This window comes from Methylobacterium endophyticum (genome assembly GCF_050591105.1).
Taxonomy (GTDB): Bacteria; Pseudomonadota; Alphaproteobacteria; order Rhizobiales; family Beijerinckiaceae; genus Methylobacterium.
In genome coordinates this window covers 95,070-111,632 of sequence record NZ_JBNHES010000002.1, presented here as the reverse complement: position 1 = coordinate 111,632, position 16,563 = coordinate 95,070, and the positions used below count along the sequence as shown (strand labels likewise).

Sequence of the window (16,563 nt, the reverse complement as noted above, 5' to 3'; positions counted from 1 at the left end):
CGGGAGGCGCTTCCCTACCTCGTCCGCCCCTCGATGAGCGGGCGCAGCGCCACCAGCCGGTCGGCGGCGTAATCCATGAAGGCGCGCACGCGGGGAGCCTGACGCAGCTCGGGATGGGTCAGCAGCCACAGGCTGCTGGCGATCTCGGGCTCGATGCCGCCGAGCCGCATCAGGCCGGACCTCGTGTCCCCTTGGATGCAAGGCAGGGGGCCGATCCCGATGCCGGCCTCGACCGCCTCTGCGAGCCCCTGCACGGTGTTGATCCGCAGCACGATGCGCTCGGGGGCGGCGCGCGCCCGCACGAAGCGGGCGATCATGTCGCCGGCCACGGATTCGTCGGGGGAGACCCAGTCGCGCCCCGCGAGATCGGGCCCGTCCTCGGCGCGCCCGTAGACGGCCCAGGCGATCTCCGCGATCCGCCTGCCGACGAGATTGGGGGGCGCCGAGGCGCTCGCCCGGATCGCCACGTCCGCGTCGCGCCGGGACAGGTTCAGCGCTGTCTCGGCCGCGACGATCTCGATGCGGACCTGCGGGTAGCGCGCGCGAAAGCCCGCGAAGAGCGGCATCAGCATGGTGGACACGAAGCTCGCCGCCGCCGTCACGCGCAGCTCCCCCGCCGGGGCCTGCGCCCGCCCGGCCACCTCGCGGGTGACGCGGGCGACGTCCTCCTCCATCCGCGCGGCGACGGAGGCGACGGCCTCCCCCGCGAGGGTCGGCACGTAGCCGGAGCGGTGGCGCTCGAACAGGCGTGCGTCCAGCGCCGCCTCGATCGCCGCCAGCCGGCGGAAGGCGGTGGAGTGGTTGATGCCGAGCGCCACGGCGGCCGGCGTCAGGCCGCCGCGATCGGCGATGGCCCGCACGAGGCGGAAATCGTCCCAGGACAGGCCCATCCGGCATTCTCGCGCGGCAAACCTTGCATCGTTGCAAAGATGGTTTTGCAGACGAGGGCATTTTCGCAAAGGCCGGGGCGCGCGATATCAGGGGGACGACGACCCGGCCCGCCGGCCGGCGACGACACGCGCCGAAGGAGACATGCGATGGCGAAGGTTCTGGTGCTGTACTACTCGTCCTGGGGCCATGTGGAGCAGCTCGCCCACGCCGCCGCCGAAGGCGCCCGCGAGGCGGGGGCCGAGGTGAGCGTGAAGCGGGTGCCCGAGCTGGTGCCCGAGGAGGTCGCCAAGCAGTTCCACTACAAGCTCGACCAGCAGGCGCCGATCGCCTCGCCGAACGAGCTCGCCGATTACGACGCGATCATCTTCGGCACGCCCACCCGCTTCGGCAACATGGCCGCGCAGATGAAGCAGTTCCTCGACCAGACCGGCGGCCTGTGGGCGCAGGGCAAGCTCGTCGGCAAGGTCGGCTCGGTGTTCACCTCCACCGCGAGCCAGCATGGCGGCCAGGAGACCACGATCACGAGCTTCCACACGGTGCTGCTGCACCAGGGCATGGTGATCGTCGGGCTGCCCTATGCCTTCCAGGGCCAGATGGGCGTCGACGTGGTGAAGGGCGGATCGCCCTACGGCGCCACCACCCTCGCGGATGGCGACGGCAGCCGCCAGCCGAGCCAGGTGGAGCTCGACGGCGCCAAGTTCCAGGGCAAGCACGTCGCCGGCATCGCCGCCAAGCTCGCCGCCTGAAGGCGAGCGGACAAAGAAAAAGGCTCGGATCGCTCCGAGCCTTGAAGGAAAAAGGCCCTTGGGGGCTGAGTGGGCCTTCGTGACCTATCAACGGGCATGCGGACCCGGACGTTCCCAAGGGCGGCATGTTTTTTTCGCCGCATTTTTTCGAGGCGGCCGGGCCGGTACTTCTCAGCGGGGAGCGGCAGCCCGGCCCAGCCTGTCCGCGATCGCCTCGCCGAGCCCTTCGCTTGGGATCGGCACCACGGCGATGGTCGCCGCTCCGGCCGCGTCGAGGAAGCGCAGAGACGCGAACAGAGCGGCGGCGGCTTCGGCGAGGTCGCCGCGCTCGCTGAGGTCGATCCAGGCCGCTGCGTCCGAAAGGCCTGGCGGCCGCGCGCCGCCGAACAGCAGCGCCGCCTCGCCCGGCCGGATGCTCTCGGCGCCCAGCCGCACGCGGGCGCGCGGTGCGTAATGCGAGGCGAGCAGCCCCGGCCCGGCCGGGCGCTCCTTATCGGAGTCCGAAGGAGCGTCGAGGGGCTCGCCGAGCACCGCCTCCAGCGCCTCGCGAGTCACGCCGCCGGGCCGCAGCAGGCGCGGGGGCCCACCGAGGCAGGCCACCACAGTCGATTCGACGCCGACCTCGGTGGGGCCGCCGTCGAGGATCGCGGCGATGCGGCCGTCGAGATCGGCGCGGACATGCTCGGCGCTCGTCGGGCTGATTCGGCCCGAACGGTTGGCCGACGGCGCCGCCACCGGGCGCCCGACCTCCGCCAGGAGATCGCGGGCGATCGCGCTGCCGGGCACGCGCAGGGCCACGCTGGCGAGACCCGCGCGGGCGAGATCGCAGATTTCGGTGGTGCGGGCGGCCGGGACGACCAGGGTCAGGGGACCGGGCCAGAAGGCTTCGGCGAGGCGCTCGGCGGCGGCATCGAACGCGCCCTCCTGTCGCGCAGCCGCGACGCGGGGGAGATGGGAGATCAGCGGGTTGAAGCGGGGCCGCTGCTTGGCCGCGAAGATCCGCGCCACGGCGGCCGGGTCCGTCGCATCCGCGCCCAGGCCGTAGACCGTCTCGGTGGGGAAGGCGACGAGCCGGCCCGCGCGCAGCAGCTCCGCCGTCCGCGCGATCCCCTCCGTATCGGCCCGCACGATCCGGGTCGTCTCGGGCCGCGCATCGCCGGGCATGGCGCCGAGGGGCATTGACCCGAGATCGTTCATATATAAACTATCTCCGGCGATGACGGGGCGAGTCGTTCCGTTTAAGCCGCCGATCGGTCGCGCGTGGGACGAGGCTCGGCATCCGGCCTAACGTCGGCCGATGCCGCCCGTCAAATCGCGGTGGCTGGCGAAGCACATGCCGGGAACCGGCGGGGAGGACATCGATGAGCTACCGGCCGCCCGTCGCCGAGATGGCGTTCACCATGCGGCATGTCGCCGGGCTCGACGCGGCCATCGCCGCCGGCGCCCATGGCGACCTCGCACCCGAGGACGCGGTGGCGGTGCTGAAGGAGGCCGCGCGGCTCGCCGGCTCCGTGATCGCCCCCCTCGACCGTGCCGGCGACCGCTACGGCGCCAAGCTCACGGACGGCAAGGTCGCCACGGCGCCGGGCTGGCGCACGGCCTACCAGGCCTTCGTCGACGGCGGCTGGAACGGGCTCGGCGCTCCCGTCGAGCATGGCGGCCAGGGACTGCCGCATCTGCTGAGCGCCGCCTGCAACGAGATGTGGAACGGCGCGAGCCTCGCCTTCGGCCTGTGCCCGCTGCTCACGGCCGGCGGCATCGAGGCGCTCGCCGCGCACGGGTCCGACGCCCTCAAGGCGGCGTATCTGGACAAGCTGATCTCCGGCGAGTGGACCGCCACCATGAACCTCACCGAGCCGCAATCCGGCTCGGACCTCTCAACGCTGCGCACCCGCGCCGAGCCCAGGGGCGACGGCAGCTACGCGATCACCGGCGCCAAGATCTTCATCACCTACGGCGAGCACGACCTGGCGGACAACATCGTCCACCTCGTGCTGGCCCGTCTCAAGGACGCGCCGGCCGGCACGCGCGGCATCTCGCTGTTCCTGGTGCCGAAGATCCTGCCGGACGGGTCGCGCAACGACCTGCGCTGCTCGGGGCTCGAGCACAAGCTCGGCATCCACGGCTCGCCCACCTGCTCCATGGCCTTCGGCGATGCCGGCGGCGCGACGGGCTGGCTCGTCGGCGAGGAGAATCGCGGGCTCGCCTGCATGTTCACGATGATGAACTCCGCCCGGCTCAATGTCGGCCTCCAGGGCGTCGGCGCCGCCGAGGCGGCGACCCAGCGGGCGATCGCCTATGCCAATGAGCGCCGGCAGGGCCGCGCGCCGGGCTCTGCCGAAGGGTCGAGCCCCATCGCCGCGCACCCGGACGTGCAGCGCATGCTGCTCACCATGAAGGCCCTCACGGATGCCGCGCGGGGCATCTGTTACCTCACCGCCGCCGCCCTGGACGCCGCCGAGGGCCCCGAGGGCCGCGCCGCGCATGACCGCGCCTCGCTGCTCACCCCGGTGGCCAAGGCGTTCGCCACCGACATCGCCAACGAGGTCGCCTCGCTGGGCGTTCAGGTGCATGGCGGCATGGGCTTCGTGGAGGAGACCGGGGCCGCCCAGCACATGCGCGACGCCCGCATCCTGGCGATCTACGAGGGCACCAACGGCATCCAGGCCATCGATCTGGTCCAGCGCAAGCTGCCTCTGAACGAAGGCGCCACCGCGCGGGCCCAGATCGCCGCCATGCGCGCCGTCGCCGAGGGCGTGCTCAAGGACGGCCACGCGGGCTTCGGCCACACCGCCGCCCGGCTGCGGGCGGGGATCGAGAGCCTCGACCGGGCGACGAGCTTCCAGCTCGCGGCCCTGCGCTCGAACCGGCCGGAGGAGGCGCTCGCCGGCGCCACCCCCTACCTGCGCCTGTTCGGGCTGGCCCAGGGCGCGGCCTGCCTCGCCGCCGCCGGGCTCGCATCGAGCCGGGCACTCAAGGAGGGCTCCGACGATCCGGCGGATTCCGCGCGCATCGCGCTGGCGCGGTTCTTCGCCGAGAACCTGCTGACCGCCGCCGGGGGACTGGAGCAGACGGTGATCGAGGGCGGCGGCTTCGTCGGCGACGCGGCCGCGATCCTCGCGGTCTAGACGGGGCGGAATCCGGAAGGGAAAGCGACATGAGCGAGCACGTCACCGTCCGGGACTTCGACGGCGGGGTCCGGCTGATCGGGCTCAACCGGCCCGACAAGAAGAACGCGCTTACGGGCGCCATGTACGACGCCATGCGCGAGGCGCTGGCCTCGGCCGATGCGTCGGGGGATGTCGGCGCCGTGCTCTTCGCCGGGCTGCCGGGAGCGTTCTCGGCCGGCAACGACATCGCCGATTTCGCGGCCTCCGCCTCGGGGGCCTTCAGCGAGATGCCGGCGCTGACCTTCATCCGCCAGCTCGCCCGCACCCGCACGCCGATGGTGGCGGCGGTGGACGGCATCGCGGTGGGCATCGGCACCACGCTGACGCTGCATTGCGACCTCGTCTACGCGAGCCCGGCGGCGCGCTTCCGCATGCCCTTCGTGGAGCTCGCCCTCGTACCGGAGGCCGCGTCGAGCTACCTGCTGCCGCGCCGGGTCGGACGGCTCAAGGCCACCGAGATGCTGCTGCTCTCGGAGGCCTTCGACGCCGACGCGGCGCTCGCCCTCGGGCTCGCCAACGCGGTGATCCCCTCCGACATGCTGGTGGAGCACGCCATGGCCCAAGCGGCCCGGCTCGCGGCCCTGCCGCGCGGCGCCGTGCAGGCCACGCGCGCCCTCATTCGCGGCGATCAGGCCGAGGTCGAGGCGGCGCTGGAGGCCGAGGCGAGGGCCTTCGACGAGCGGCTGCGCTCGGACGAGGCGCAGCAGCGCTTCCGCGCGTTCCTGTCCCGCGCCAAGCCGGCCGCTTCGGCGTGACCGATCCGAAGCCGCTGTCCAAGACGGTCTGCCTCGTCGCGGGGGCCTCGCGCGGTGTCGGGCGCGGCATCGCGCGGGGGCTCGGGGAGGCGGGGGCGACGGTGATCGTCACCGCGCGCTCCAGCGAGACCGGTCCGCGTACCGAGATGCGGCCGGAGGCCGTCGAGGACACCGCCCGCGAGGTCGACGCGGCCGGGGGCGAGGGCCACCACTATCTCTGCGACCACACCAGCGAGCGGGCCGTGGACGAACTCGTCCACTGGGCGCTGCGCCGTTTCGGCCGCATCGACGTGGCGGTGTCGAGCGTCTGGAGCGGCAACGAGGGATATGACGGCGAGCGCTACCCGGACGGCGCCGCCTGGGGCACGCCGTTCTGGCGCCGCTCGGCCGAGCCGTTCGGCGGCTTCCTCCGGGGCGGGCCCTATGCCGGGCTGCTCCTCGCCCGCGCCGTGGCGCCGGCCATGGTGGCGGCGAAGTCGGGGCTCCTCGCCTTCGTCTCGTTCGGGACGGAGGAGGGCTATCTCGGCGACGTCTATTACGACCTCGCCAAGACGGCGACGAACCGGCTCGCGCTCGCCTGCGCCGAGGAGCTGCGCCCGCACGGGGTGACGGCTCTGGCGCTCTCGCCGGGCTTCGTGCGCACGGAGCGGGTGGTCGATCTCGGCCATGCCGACCGCGCCACCGAGAGCCCGCTCTATGCCGGCCGGGCGCTCGCGGCCCTCGCCGCCGACCCGGCCGTGGCGGAGCGGGCGGGCCAAGTCCTGCACGCGGGCGACCTCGCCCGGCATTACGGCTTCACCGACGCGGACGGCACGCGGCCGCCCCGGTTCCACATCGATCCCGACGGAGCAAGCGCATGACCGGCACCCTGAAAGGCAAGACCCTGTTCGTCACCGGGGCCTCGCGCGGCATCGGCCTCGCCATCGCGCTGCGGGCGGCGCGCGACGGCGCCAACATCGCCATCGCCGCCAAGACCGACACGCCGCACCCGAAGCTGGAAGGTACCATTCACACCGCCGCCGCCGAGATCGAGGCGGCCGGCGGCAGGGCGCTGCCGCTGGTGGTGGATGTCCGCGAGGAGGAGAGCGTCGCCTCTGCCATCGCGAAGACGGCGGAGACCTTCGGCGGCATCGACATCGTGGTGAACAACGCCAGCGCGATCTCGCTGTCGCCGACGCCCCAGACCGAGATGAAGCGCTTCGATCTGATGCATCAGATCAACACGCGCGGCACCTATATGGTCTCGAAATACGCGATCCCCCATCTCGCCAAGGCCGAGAACCCGCATATCGTCATGCTGTCGCCGCCGCTCGACATGCAGGAGAAGTGGTTCGCCCCGCATCTCGCCTACACCATGGCCAAGTTCGGCATGTCGATGTGCGTGCTCGGGCTTGCGGGGGAGCTGCGCCGGCAGGGCATCGCGGTGAACGCGCTGTGGCCGCGCACCACCATCGCCACGGCGGCGGTGAACAATCTCCTCGGCGGCGAGGCCCTGATGCAGGCGAGCCGCACGCCTCAGATCATGGCGGACGCCGCGCACGCGCTCTTCCTCATGCCCTCGCGCGAGGTGACGGGGCGCTTCCTCATCGACGACAGCTTCCTCGCCGAGCAGGGTGTCACGGACTTCACACAATACCGCGTCACACCCGGCATCCCCCTTGCGCCGGACTTCTTCGTGCCGGATGCGAACGTACCGCCACCCAACGCGCTCGCCTGACGGGCGCGCCCGCTCCGAGTGAAGTCGCTTGATCTTCATCCACCAACCCGTCGCCGGCACCGGCCAGGCCCTTCTCGACCGCCAGGCCCTCGAGCTTCAGGATCCGATCCCCGAGGGCACCGTCTGGCTCGACATGATCCGGCCCACGCGGGAGGAGGATCTCAAGGTCGAGGCGTTCATGGGCATCCAGGTGCCCACCCGCGAGGAGATGAAGGACATCGAGCCCTCGGAGCTCCTCTATGTCGAGGAGGGCGCCCGCTACATGACGGGCCGCGTGCTCTCGAAGATCAGCGAATCCGAGGAACCGGGGCTCGCCGGCATCACCTTCATCCTGCGCGGCAGCCGGCTCGTGACCGTGCGCTACGAGGAGCCGCAGGCGTTCCGCATGTACGCCATGCGGGCCGGGCGCACGACAGGCGCCGGACCCGCCGCCGCGCCGTCCGGCGAGACCATCCTCGCCGGGCTGATCGAGGCGGTGATCGACCGCGCCGCCGACGTGCTCCAGCTCCAGGGCGAGCGCATCGACCGGCTCTCCGGCAAGATCTTCGAGGCGCAGGCCGACCCATCCGCCCGCAACACCGCCCTTCAGGACACGCTGCGCGCCCTCGGCCGCCACGGCGACCTGATCTCGAAGCAACGCGAGAGCCTCGTCTCCATGGAGCGCATCCTGCTCTCCCTCTCGGCGAACTACCGCACCAACAAGGCCCCGCGCGAGCTGCGCGAGGACGTGCGCTCGACGCTGCGCGACCTCCAGTCCCTGGAGGAGCACGCGACCTTCCTCTCCACCAAGATCCAGTTCCTGCTCGACGCCACGCTGGGCCTCGTCAACCTCGAGCAGAACAACATCATCAAGCTGTTTTCGGTCATGGCGGTGGTGTTCATGCCGCCGACGCTGATCGCCTCGATCTACGGCATGAACTTCAAGGCCATGCCCGAGCTGGATCTGTCCTTCGGCTACCCGATGGCGGTGGTGATGATGGTGGTGGCGGCGGTGCTGCCCTACGCCTTCTTCCGCTGGAAGAAGTGGCTCTGAGCGCGGCCTGAGGACAGGCGCCGTGTGCGGCCGATTCTTCGTCGCCGGCGCCCCGGAGACGTACCGGACGTTCTACCGCTACCCGGAGTTGCCGAACTTCCCGCCCCGCTACAACGTGGCGCCGACGCAGCCCGTCGCCGTGGTGATCCAGGAGGGCGGCCAGCGGCATTTCCGGCTGATGCGCTGGGGCTTCTGGCCGGGCTGGCTCAAGGACCCGCGCGACTTCCCCCTCGTCATCAACGCCCGCTCAGAGACGATCGCGGAGAAGGCGAGCTTCAAGAACGCCCTGCGGCACCGGCGCTGCGTCTTCCTGGCGGACGGTTTCTACGAATGGCGGCGCGAGGGAGAGGGCCGCAAGGCGGTGCGCACGGCCTTCGCCGTCCGGCGGCGGGACGGAGCGCCCATGGCCCTCGCCGGCCTGTGGGAGACCTGGGCCTCGGCGGACGGCTCGGAGGTGGATACGGCAGCGATCGTCACCACCGGCGCCAACGGCACCATGGCCGCCGTGCATGACCGCATGCCGGTGATCCTCGCGCCCGAGACCGTCGCGACTTGGCTCGACGGTCTCGCCGCAGGGCCGGTCGAGGCGCTGCGCCTCTGCCGTCCCTGCCCGGACGAATGGCTGCGCCTCGATCCCGTGGGAGCGAGGGTCAACGATGCCCGCAACGACGATGCCGGCCTGATCGAGCCCGCGGGATCGTATGCCCCAGCGAGCGATGCGGAAAGGGCGCCGCCGCCTGACGACGACGCGCAGGGCAGCCTGTTCTGAATCCGCGTGGCGGCGGTCAGCAGCCTCGGCAGATGCTGTTGGCGATCCGGTCGTTCTTGGCCTTCTCGCGGCGGTCGCGCTCCGAGATCCTCTCGGCCGAGGGACCGGCGGTGGAGACGCCGCCACCGCCCGGCGGCTTGGTCACGCCGAGCGAGTTGGTGTTCGGGGCGGTCATCGTGCTCGCGGGGCCGCCTCCCGTGCCGGTCTGGTCGATGGCGCGGGCCGTGGGCTCCTGCGCCTGAACGACCGCCGGGGCGGCGGCGAGGGCAACGACGAGGGCGAGCGTGGTGCGATGGGCGGGCATGGCGGACCTCCGACGCCGGACCAACGCCCGGCGACCGCCACGGTTCAGTGCGGAATGGAACAATTCGGCGAGGTCAAAGCCTGCGCCGCTTCACCGGCTCGCGCTTGAAGACGCCGACGCATTCGACATGGGCCGAATATCGGAACTGATCGACGGGGCTCACGCTCTCCAGCCGGTAGCCACCCTCGACCAGCGTGGCTGCGTCGCGCGCAAAAGTGCCCGGATCGCAGGAGACGGAGACCACGAGCGGCACCTTCGAGAGGGCGAGCTGGCGCGCCTGCGCCTGGGCGCCGGAGCGCGGCGGATCCATCACCACGGCGTCGAACCGGTCGAGTTCGAGGGGCAGCAGCGGGCGCCGGAAGAGGTCGCGGCGCTCGCTCGTGATCGCATGGCGCCCGGTCGCGGCACGGCTCGCGCGGTCGAGCCCGAGCAGCGAGTCCGCGTCGCCCTCGACCGCATGGACCTCGCGCCCCGCCGCGAGCGCCAGGGTGAAGGGTCCGCAGCCGGAGAACAGGTCCGCGACCCGCTTCACGCGCTTGTCGAGGGCCGAGAGGACGATCTCGACCAGGGCGCGCTCGCCCGCCTCCGTGGCCTGAAGGAACCCGCCGGGGGGCGGCGAGAGCCGGCCGGCAACCGTCGCCAGGGTCGGGCGGCGGCGCTCGACCACGAGATCGCCGTGGAGCGCCAGGCGGGCGAGATCGTGCTCCTCGGCCAGCCGGCCGAGGGCGGCGCGGACGGGATCGCTCACCGGGCCGTGGCCGCGCAGGTCCACATCGAGCCCGGCCTCCGTCGCCGTCACCGCTACGTCGAGAGGCTTGGCGCGGCCGTGGCCGAGGGGGCCCGCGAGGGCACGGGCCAGGGCGGGCGCGCGATGCAGGGCCGGCACCGTGATCGGGCAATGGTCGATGGGAACGAGGTCATGGCTGCGGGCTGCCATCAAGCCGGCCTCGCCGTCGCGCACATGGAGGGTGATCCGCCGGCGGCCCTCGCCATGGGCGTCGCGCAGCGGCTCGGGCGCGTTGCCGAGACCTGCCTGTGCGAGGGCCTGGACGACGAGCCCGCGCTTCCAGGCCGCATAGGGTTCGGGGGCGAGATGCTGGACGGCGCAGCCGCCGCAGCGGCCGACATAGGCGCAGACCGGATCGACCCGCTCCGGCGAGGGCGTCTCGACGGACACGAGCTCGCCCCGGCTCCCCCGGCGCTCGATCGCCACGCGCTCGCCGGGCAGCGCGTAGGCCACCGCCGTACCGTCGGCGGCGATACCATCGCCCCGGCTGCCGAGCCGCTCGATCAGGACCGTTTCCATCGCGCTCACGCTATGCCTCCGAGGCGGGCGCCGACGAGGAACTCGCGGTTGCCGTCGCCGCCCTCGACGGGCGAGGGGATCAAGCCGAGGATCGTGAACCCGAGCCCGGCGAGGCAGGCGGAGACCTCCGCGCAGACCGCGTCGTGGATGGCGGGGTCGCGCACGATGCCGCCCCGGCCGACGCGGTCGCGGCCGGCCTCGAACTGAGGCTTCACCAGCGCCGCGAGCACGCCGCCGGGCGCCATCAGCGGAACGACCGCTGGCAGCACGAGGCGGAGCGAGATGAAGCTCACGTCGATCGACACGAACTGCGCCGGCGCGGGCAGCGCCGCCGCGCCGAGGTTGCGGATGTCGGTGCCCTCGAGCGAGATGACGCGCGGGTCGTCCCGCAAGGAGGCGTGGAGCTGGTCGCGGCCGACATCGACGGCGCAGACACGGGCCGCGCCGCGTTTCAGGAGAAGGTCCGTGAAGCCGCCTGTCGAGGCGCCGACATCGAGACAGGAAAGCCCGCGCGGGTCGAGCCCGAAGGCGTCCAGCGCCGCTTCCAGCTTCACGCCGCCGCGCGAGACGAAGGGGTGGGCGGCGCTCGCCTCGATCCGCGCGCCGCGCTCCAGCCGGTCGGAGGCGCGGGCGACGGGGCGCCCGTCCGCCGTGACCCGGCCGGCCTCGATGGCGGCCTGCGCCCGCGCGCGGGTGTCGAAATGGCCGAGCTCCACCAGCAGGCGGTCGGCCCTCATGCGTTCCGGATGCATCACCGTCCGATCATCGGTCCCGCTTGGTGGCCGCACCCTGTCGAAGCGGGGGTGTCGGGCCTACCTAGGCGGCAGTGGAGAGGAGAGCCATCGCATGACACGTCTCGCAACCCTCGTCGTCGCCCTCGCGGCCGCAGGGCCCGCCTTCGCGCAAGCGCCGGAGGCGCCCGCCGCATCCGCGCCGCCGGCTCCGCCGCAGACCTACGAGAGCCCGATCACCAATGGCAAGGGCGAGAGCATCGGCACCATCAGCCTGCGGGACGGCGCCAACTCCCTGGTGATGCGCGTCGCGATCAAGGCCGGCGGCCTGCCCCCCGGCTGGCACGGCATCCATTTCCACGCGGTGGGCGACTGCTCGGACACCGAGAAGTTCGAGAAGTCCAAGGCGCATGTGAACCACGACCAGAGCAAGCACGGCCTGCTCAACCCCGACGGCCCCGACGAGGGCGACCTGCCCAACGTCTTCGCCAACGCGGACGGCTCCGTGAACGCCGAGGTCTCCACCGAGACGCCGCTGACGGGCGAGGGCGGCCTCAAGGACGGCGACGGCTCGGCGCTGGTCATCCACGCCAAGGAGGACGACCACACCACCCAGCCCATCGGAGGCGCCGGCCCGCGCATCGGCTGCGCGGTCATCAAGTAGGCGGCTGCTTCCTTCCCCCTTGCGGGGAAGGATCGAGGATGGGGGTCGTGCCGAGAAAACCTCGGCCGGTGCCTCGGCACCACCCCCACCTCTGCCTCCTCCCCGCAAGGGGGAGGAGAGGGCGCTCAGGCGGCGGCGAGGCGGGGCTTGGCGCCGAGCGCCTCCTCGACGGTGCCATCGCCGTCGAGATAGCCGTGCTTCTTCGGGTTCGGCATGATGACCGAGCCGACGAAGGCGACGGCGAGCATCACGGTCACGTACCAGAAGAACGTGCTCTCGCTGCCCTCCTGCTTGAACCACAGGGCGACGGCCTCGGCTGTGCCGCCGAACAGCGAGTTGGCGATGGCGTAGGACAGGCCGACACCGAGCGCCCGCACATGGGTCGGGAAGAGCTCGGCTTTCACGATGCCGCTGATGCCCGTGTAGAAGCTGATGACCACGAGACCCATGATGATGAGGCCGAAGGCGACGTAGGGGTCCTTGTTGTCGCCGATGGCGTGCATGAGCGGCACCACCATGAGCGTGCCGAGGCCGCTATAGAGCAGCATGTTCGCCTTGCGGCCGATCCTGTCGGAGAGGGCGCCGAAGATCGGCTGGATCAGCATGTAGACCAGCAGCACGAGGGTCATCACCTGCGAGGCGACGTTCTTGTCCATGTGCGAGGTGTTGACGAGGTATTTCTGCATGTAGGTCGTGAAGGTGTAGAAGCTCAAGGACCCGCCGGCCGTGTAGGCCAGCACCACGCAGAACGCCCGCCAGTGCTTGAACAGCTCGGGGAAGGTGCCGGCCTTCTCCTTGTCGCCGCCGGTCGCCGTCTCGGCCAGCGAGCGCCGCAGATACATGGCGATGATCGCGGCGAGCGCGCCCAGCACGAAGGGGATGCGCCAGCCCCAGCTCTTCAACTGGTCGCCCGTCATCGCATATTGCAGCCCGACGAGGACGAGGGAGGCGAGGAGCTGGCCGCCGATCAGGGTCACGTACTGGAACGAGGCGAAGAACCCGCGCTGACCCTTCAGCGCGACCTCGCTCATGTAGGTGGCGCTGGTGCCGTACTCGCCGCCGACCGAGAGGCCCTGGAGCATGCGCGCAAGCAGCAGCAGCACGGGCGCGAGGGCGCCGACCTGCGCGTAGGTCGGCAGGATGGCGATGAACAGCGAACCGGCGCACATCATCAGCACCGAGATCACCATGGAGGTGCGGCGCCCGAGCCGGTCGGCGATGCGGCCGAACAGCCAGCCGCCGATGGGCCGCATGAAGAAGCCCACCGCGAACACCGCCGCGCTCTTCAGGAGCTGGCTGGTGGAATCGCCCTCGGGGAAGAAGGCCGGGGCGAAATAGAGGGCGAAGAAGGCGTAGCAGTAGAAGTCGTACCACTCGACGAGGTTGCCGGAGGAGGAGGCGAAGATCGCCTTGATCCGGCGGCGGCGGTCGGCCGCGACATCGGCGGCGGACGGCTCGATCGCGATCGAGTCGGACATGGGCGTTTCCTGCGCTCTGGTTAAGCCGTCGTCGCGGCCCGTTTCCCGTGAGCGGAGGTTACGCCTCGGCAAACCGAATCCACAAGGCCGCACACGGCTTTGATGGGGAAAGGCTCAGGTGAGGTGTCACGCGAGCAGGGCGAGCCCGCGCGACCTCATCCAATCGCCGAGCGCGGCGTTGACGGCCTCGGGCGCCTCCTGCTGGACCCAGTGCGAGACGTTCGGCAGCCGGCGCAGGGTGAAATCCTCCACGAGGCCGTCGTAGCCCTCGGTCAGCTCCAGGCCGAGGGCCTTGTCTTCCTCGCCCCAGATCAGCAGCGTCGGCGTCTCGATCGTCGGGCTGGCGCCCCCGCCCCGCGCGAGCAGGCCGAGATTGGTGCGGTAATAGGCGAGCATCGCGCTCATCGCGCCGGGCAGCAGGGCGTTCTGCCGGTAGCGCTCCGTCACCTCGCGCGGAAAGGCGGACCTGTCGACGGCCATGCCGGTGAAGGCGTGCCCCACCGCCCGCGCCCGGTTGCGGGTGAGGAACCACTCCGGAAGGCGCGGGATCTGGAAGAAGGCGACGTACCAGGAGCGCCGCCGCTGCGCCCAGGAGCGCCGCAGCACCGCGCGGAAGACCGCCGGGTGCGGCACGTTCATCGCCACCAGCCCGTCGAGGGGCCGGGTGCGCGCCATCGCGAAGCTCCAGGCGACCAGGGCGCCCCAGTCGTGCCCGATGAGAAGCCGCCGCCGGGCGCCGAGCGCGTCGAACAGCGCGCCCGCGTCGGCGACGAGATGCTCCATGCGATAGGCCGCGCGCTCCGGCGGCCGGGAGGTCTCGCCGTAGCCGCGCAGGTCGGGCGCCACCGCCCGCCAGCCGAGGGCGGCCAGCGCCGGGAGCTGGTGCCGCCAGGAGTAGCGGCTCTCGGGAAAGCCGTGGAGCAGCAGCGCCACGTCGTCCCCCTCTCCGGCCTCGTCGACGGCAAAGCGCAGGCCGTTCGCCTCGATCGTGCGGGTGGTGATGGCGCCCATGGGCTTCTTCGCGTGTGAGCCGGCGAACGGCGGAACGGTTTTCCGTAGCTCCTCGTTGCGGGCCGGAGAATGACGCCAGACGGCGTCAGACAGGCAGAGGAAACGGCCACGCCATGAGCAGCATCGGGACCATACTCCGCAACACCGTCGCCGCCACGATCATCGCCGCCGGCGCGACCACGGCCTTCGCCCAGGGCGCGGCCGGCCCCGCCGGCACGGGCGCCGGACCGGGCGGCGCGGGCCCCGCGGCGGGGCCGGGCGGGGGCGCCGGCGGCATGAAGGGCGGCGGCGAGGGCGGCGCCGGGATGCGCGGCGGCGAGGGCGGGGGCATGCGCGGCGGCGGCGCGGAGCCCGGCGGCATGAAGGGCGGCGAGCCCGGCATGAAGGGGGCGGGCGGCCCCGGTCCCGAGCGCGGCGAGCCGGCGCCCGGCAAGGCGCAGCCCGGCCAGCCCGGCCCCCAGCCGGGCAAGGCCGGAGCCGCGCAGGAGAGCGGCCCAGGAGCGAAGGGCGCGGCTCAGGAGAAGGGCGGGGCCCAGCGGGGCGCCGAGGGTCCCGGCCGCGAGGGCGGTCCGGGGGCGCATGGCGGCGCGGGCCGGGGGGAGGCGCGCGGCGCGGCCCAGCGGCTCGACACCCGCCAGCGCACGGAGTTCCGCCAGTCGATCACGCGCTCGGGCGTCGGCAGGGTGCGCGACGTGAACTTCCGCGTGAGCGTCGGCACCGCGATCCCGCGCTCGATCGTGCTGCATACCCTGCCGGCGGCGATCCTCGGCATCGTGCCGGCCTACCGGGGATACAGCTACATCCTGGTCGAGGACGACATCCTCATCATCGACCCGGACACCTACGAGATCATCGACGTGATCCCGGCCTGACCGCCGCTACGACCGCCCGCCGTCGAGCATCCGCGAGACGACGCGGGCGGTGTAGTCGACCATCGGCACGATGCGGGCGTAGTTCAGCCGCGTCGGGCCGATGACGCCGACGACGCCGACGATCTTCTGCGAGCCGTCGCGGAAGGGCGCCGCGATCATCGAGGAGCCGGAGAGCGAAAACAGCTTGTTTTCCGAGCCGATGAAGATGCGCACGCCCTCGGCGCCCTCGGCGCGGGCAAGCAGGTCGATCACGTCCTTCTGCGTCTCGAGATCGTTGAACAACAGGCGGATGCGCTCGAGGTCCTCCACCGCGCGCAGGTCCTCCAGCAGGTTCGCCTGCCCTCGCACGATGAGCTGGCGCGCGTCCGAGGGGCCGACGGTGGTGGCGAGCCCCGCATCCACCAGCCGCTCGGTGAGGGCGTCGAGCTCACGCTTCATCGCCTGGCGCCCGGCCTCGATCTCGGCGCGCAGGCCCCCGATGGTGAGCCCGCGCAGGCGCGCGTTGAGGTAGTTCGAGGCCTCCTGCAACGCGCTTGCCGGCAGGCCGGGGGGCAGGTCGACGAGGCGGTTCTCCACCGAGCCGTCGTCGGAGACGAGCACCACCAGGGCGCGGTCGACGTCGAGGCGCACGAACTCGATATGCTTCAGGTTCACGTTCGACTTCGTGGTGAGCACCACCCCGGCCCCGCGCGAGACGCCCGACAGCAGGCTCGACGCCTCCGCGAGGGCGGAATCGAAGGTGTGGCGGGAGGCGGCGGCGCGCATCTGCGCCTCGATCCGCTCCTGCTCCTCCCGGCCGACATCACCGAGCTCCAGCATCGCGTCCACGAAGAAGCGCAGGCCCTGCTCGGTGGGCAGGCGCCCGGCCGAGGTATGGGGCGCGAAGATCAGCCCGGAATGCTCCAGATCCGACATCACATTGCGGATCGAGGCCGGCGACAGCCCCATGGGCAGCAGCCGCGCGAGATTGCGCGAGCCCACCGGCTCGCCGTTGGCGAGATAGCTCTCGACGATCTGCCGAAAGATCTCTCGGGAGCGCTCGCTCAGCGCCGCCAGCGCCTGCGACGGCAACGGGAAGGGGCGGGGGGTCTCGGTCACGCTGTCATCCTGGCGGGC

At 71.9% G+C, this 16,563-nt stretch carries 17 protein-coding genes; 9 read left to right on the top strand and 8 right to left on the bottom strand.

Features of this window, described 5'->3' with window-relative positions; translation table 11 throughout:
- Positions 1-14 precede the first annotated feature (14 nt).
- The gene (locus tag ACP56T_RS03060) at positions 15-890 is read right to left on the bottom strand and encodes a LysR family transcriptional regulator (RefSeq protein ID WP_430910637.1); all 876 of its coding nucleotides are present in this window, start codon (positions 888-890) and stop codon (positions 15-17) included.
- A gap of 147 nt (positions 891-1,037) precedes the next feature.
- Here ACP56T_RS03060 and wrbA point away from each other — a divergent pair, with 147 nt between their 5' ends.
- A complete protein-coding gene (wrbA, locus tag ACP56T_RS03055) occupies positions 1,038-1,637 on the top strand; it encodes an NAD(P)H:quinone oxidoreductase (protein WP_430910636.1) in 600 nt (199 codons plus the stop codon).
- A 171-nt stretch (positions 1,638-1,808) separates the two neighbouring features.
- Here the strand turns inward: wrbA and ACP56T_RS03050 are convergent, their stop codons facing one another.
- Positions 1,809-2,834, bottom strand: coding sequence for an L-threonylcarbamoyladenylate synthase (locus ACP56T_RS03050; protein ID WP_430910635.1), 1,026 nt, complete (start codon positions 2,832-2,834; stop codon positions 1,809-1,811).
- Positions 2,835-2,998: 164 nt separating this feature from the next.
- On the opposite strand from ACP56T_RS03050, the gene ACP56T_RS03045 reads away from it, so the two are divergent.
- Genes ACP56T_RS03045 through ACP56T_RS03020 form a run of 6 tightly spaced genes read left to right on the top strand, consistent with a single transcriptional unit; the run spans position 2,999 to position 9,081 of the window.
- Positions 2,999-4,765: an acyl-CoA dehydrogenase gene (locus tag ACP56T_RS03045; protein ID WP_430910634.1), complete on the top strand. Its 1,767-nt coding sequence runs from the start codon at positions 2,999-3,001 to the stop codon at positions 4,763-4,765.
- A 29-nt stretch (positions 4,766-4,794) separates the two neighbouring features.
- Positions 4,795-5,562, top strand: coding sequence for an enoyl-CoA hydratase-related protein (locus ACP56T_RS03040; RefSeq protein ID WP_430910633.1), 768 nt, complete (start codon positions 4,795-4,797; stop codon positions 5,560-5,562).
- Positions 5,559-6,422 (top strand): SDR family NAD(P)-dependent oxidoreductase, encoded by an 864-nt coding sequence (locus ACP56T_RS03035; RefSeq protein ID WP_430910632.1) that lies wholly within the window; start codon positions 5,559-5,561, stop codon positions 6,420-6,422. Before ACP56T_RS03040 ends, ACP56T_RS03035 begins: the two co-directional genes overlap by 4 nt.
- Entirely contained in the window at positions 6,419-7,279 is an 861-nt protein-coding gene (locus tag ACP56T_RS03030) for an SDR family oxidoreductase (protein ID WP_430910631.1), read from the top strand. Before ACP56T_RS03035 ends, ACP56T_RS03030 begins: the two co-directional genes overlap by 4 nt.
- A gap of 28 nt (positions 7,280-7,307) precedes the next feature.
- Positions 7,308-8,312, top strand: a complete 1,005-nt coding sequence (locus tag ACP56T_RS03025; protein ID WP_430910630.1) for a magnesium transporter CorA family protein — start codon at positions 7,308-7,310, stop codon at positions 8,310-8,312.
- A 22-nt stretch (positions 8,313-8,334) separates the two neighbouring features.
- Entirely contained in the window at positions 8,335-9,081 is a 747-nt protein-coding gene (locus ACP56T_RS03020; RefSeq protein ID WP_430910629.1) for an SOS response-associated peptidase, read from the top strand.
- A 16-nt stretch (positions 9,082-9,097) separates the two neighbouring features.
- Here ACP56T_RS03020 and ACP56T_RS03015 read toward each other — a convergent pair whose 3' ends face one another.
- From ACP56T_RS03015 to ACP56T_RS03005, 3 genes are all read right to left on the bottom strand, one after another.
- Positions 9,098-9,385, bottom strand: coding sequence for a hypothetical protein (locus ACP56T_RS03015; RefSeq protein ID WP_430910628.1), 288 nt, complete (start codon positions 9,383-9,385; stop codon positions 9,098-9,100).
- 73 nt (positions 9,386-9,458) lie between these two features.
- Positions 9,459-10,691, bottom strand: a complete 1,233-nt coding sequence (locus ACP56T_RS03010) for a class I SAM-dependent RNA methyltransferase (RefSeq protein WP_430910900.1) — start codon at positions 10,689-10,691, stop codon at positions 9,459-9,461.
- 5 nt (positions 10,692-10,696) lie between these two features.
- The gene (locus ACP56T_RS03005; protein WP_430910899.1) at positions 10,697-11,443 is read right to left on the bottom strand and encodes a TlyA family RNA methyltransferase; all 747 of its coding nucleotides are present in this window, start codon (positions 11,441-11,443) and stop codon (positions 10,697-10,699) included.
- Positions 11,444-11,537: 94 nt separating this feature from the next.
- Between ACP56T_RS03005 and ACP56T_RS03000 the strand changes: the two genes are divergently transcribed.
- Positions 11,538-12,086 (top strand): superoxide dismutase family protein, encoded by a 549-nt coding sequence (locus tag ACP56T_RS03000; RefSeq protein WP_430910627.1) that lies wholly within the window; start codon positions 11,538-11,540, stop codon positions 12,084-12,086.
- A 125-nt stretch (positions 12,087-12,211) separates the two neighbouring features.
- On the opposite strand, the gene ACP56T_RS02995 is transcribed toward ACP56T_RS03000, so the two are convergent.
- Together ACP56T_RS02995 and ACP56T_RS02990 are read right to left on the bottom strand one after the other, a co-directional pair.
- Positions 12,212-13,564 carry an MFS family transporter gene (locus tag ACP56T_RS02995; RefSeq protein WP_430910626.1) on the bottom strand — a complete coding sequence of 451 codons (1,353 nt, stop codon included), beginning with the start codon at positions 13,562-13,564 and terminating at the stop codon, positions 12,212-12,214.
- Between the two features lie 126 nt (positions 13,565-13,690).
- Positions 13,691-14,575, bottom strand: coding sequence for an alpha/beta fold hydrolase (locus tag ACP56T_RS02990; protein ID WP_430910625.1), 885 nt, complete (start codon positions 14,573-14,575; stop codon positions 13,691-13,693).
- Positions 14,576-14,688: 113 nt separating this feature from the next.
- Between ACP56T_RS02990 and ACP56T_RS02985 the strand changes: the two genes are divergently transcribed.
- Entirely contained in the window at positions 14,689-15,447 is a 759-nt protein-coding gene (locus ACP56T_RS02985; protein ID WP_430910624.1) for a DUF1236 domain-containing protein, read from the top strand.
- 6 nt (positions 15,448-15,453) lie between these two features.
- Here the strand turns inward: ACP56T_RS02985 and hrcA are convergent, their stop codons facing one another.
- Positions 15,454-16,545: a heat-inducible transcriptional repressor HrcA gene (hrcA, locus tag ACP56T_RS02980; RefSeq protein WP_430910623.1), complete on the bottom strand. Its 1,092-nt coding sequence runs from the start codon at positions 16,543-16,545 to the stop codon at positions 15,454-15,456.
- Positions 16,546-16,563: the final 18 nt, after the last annotated feature.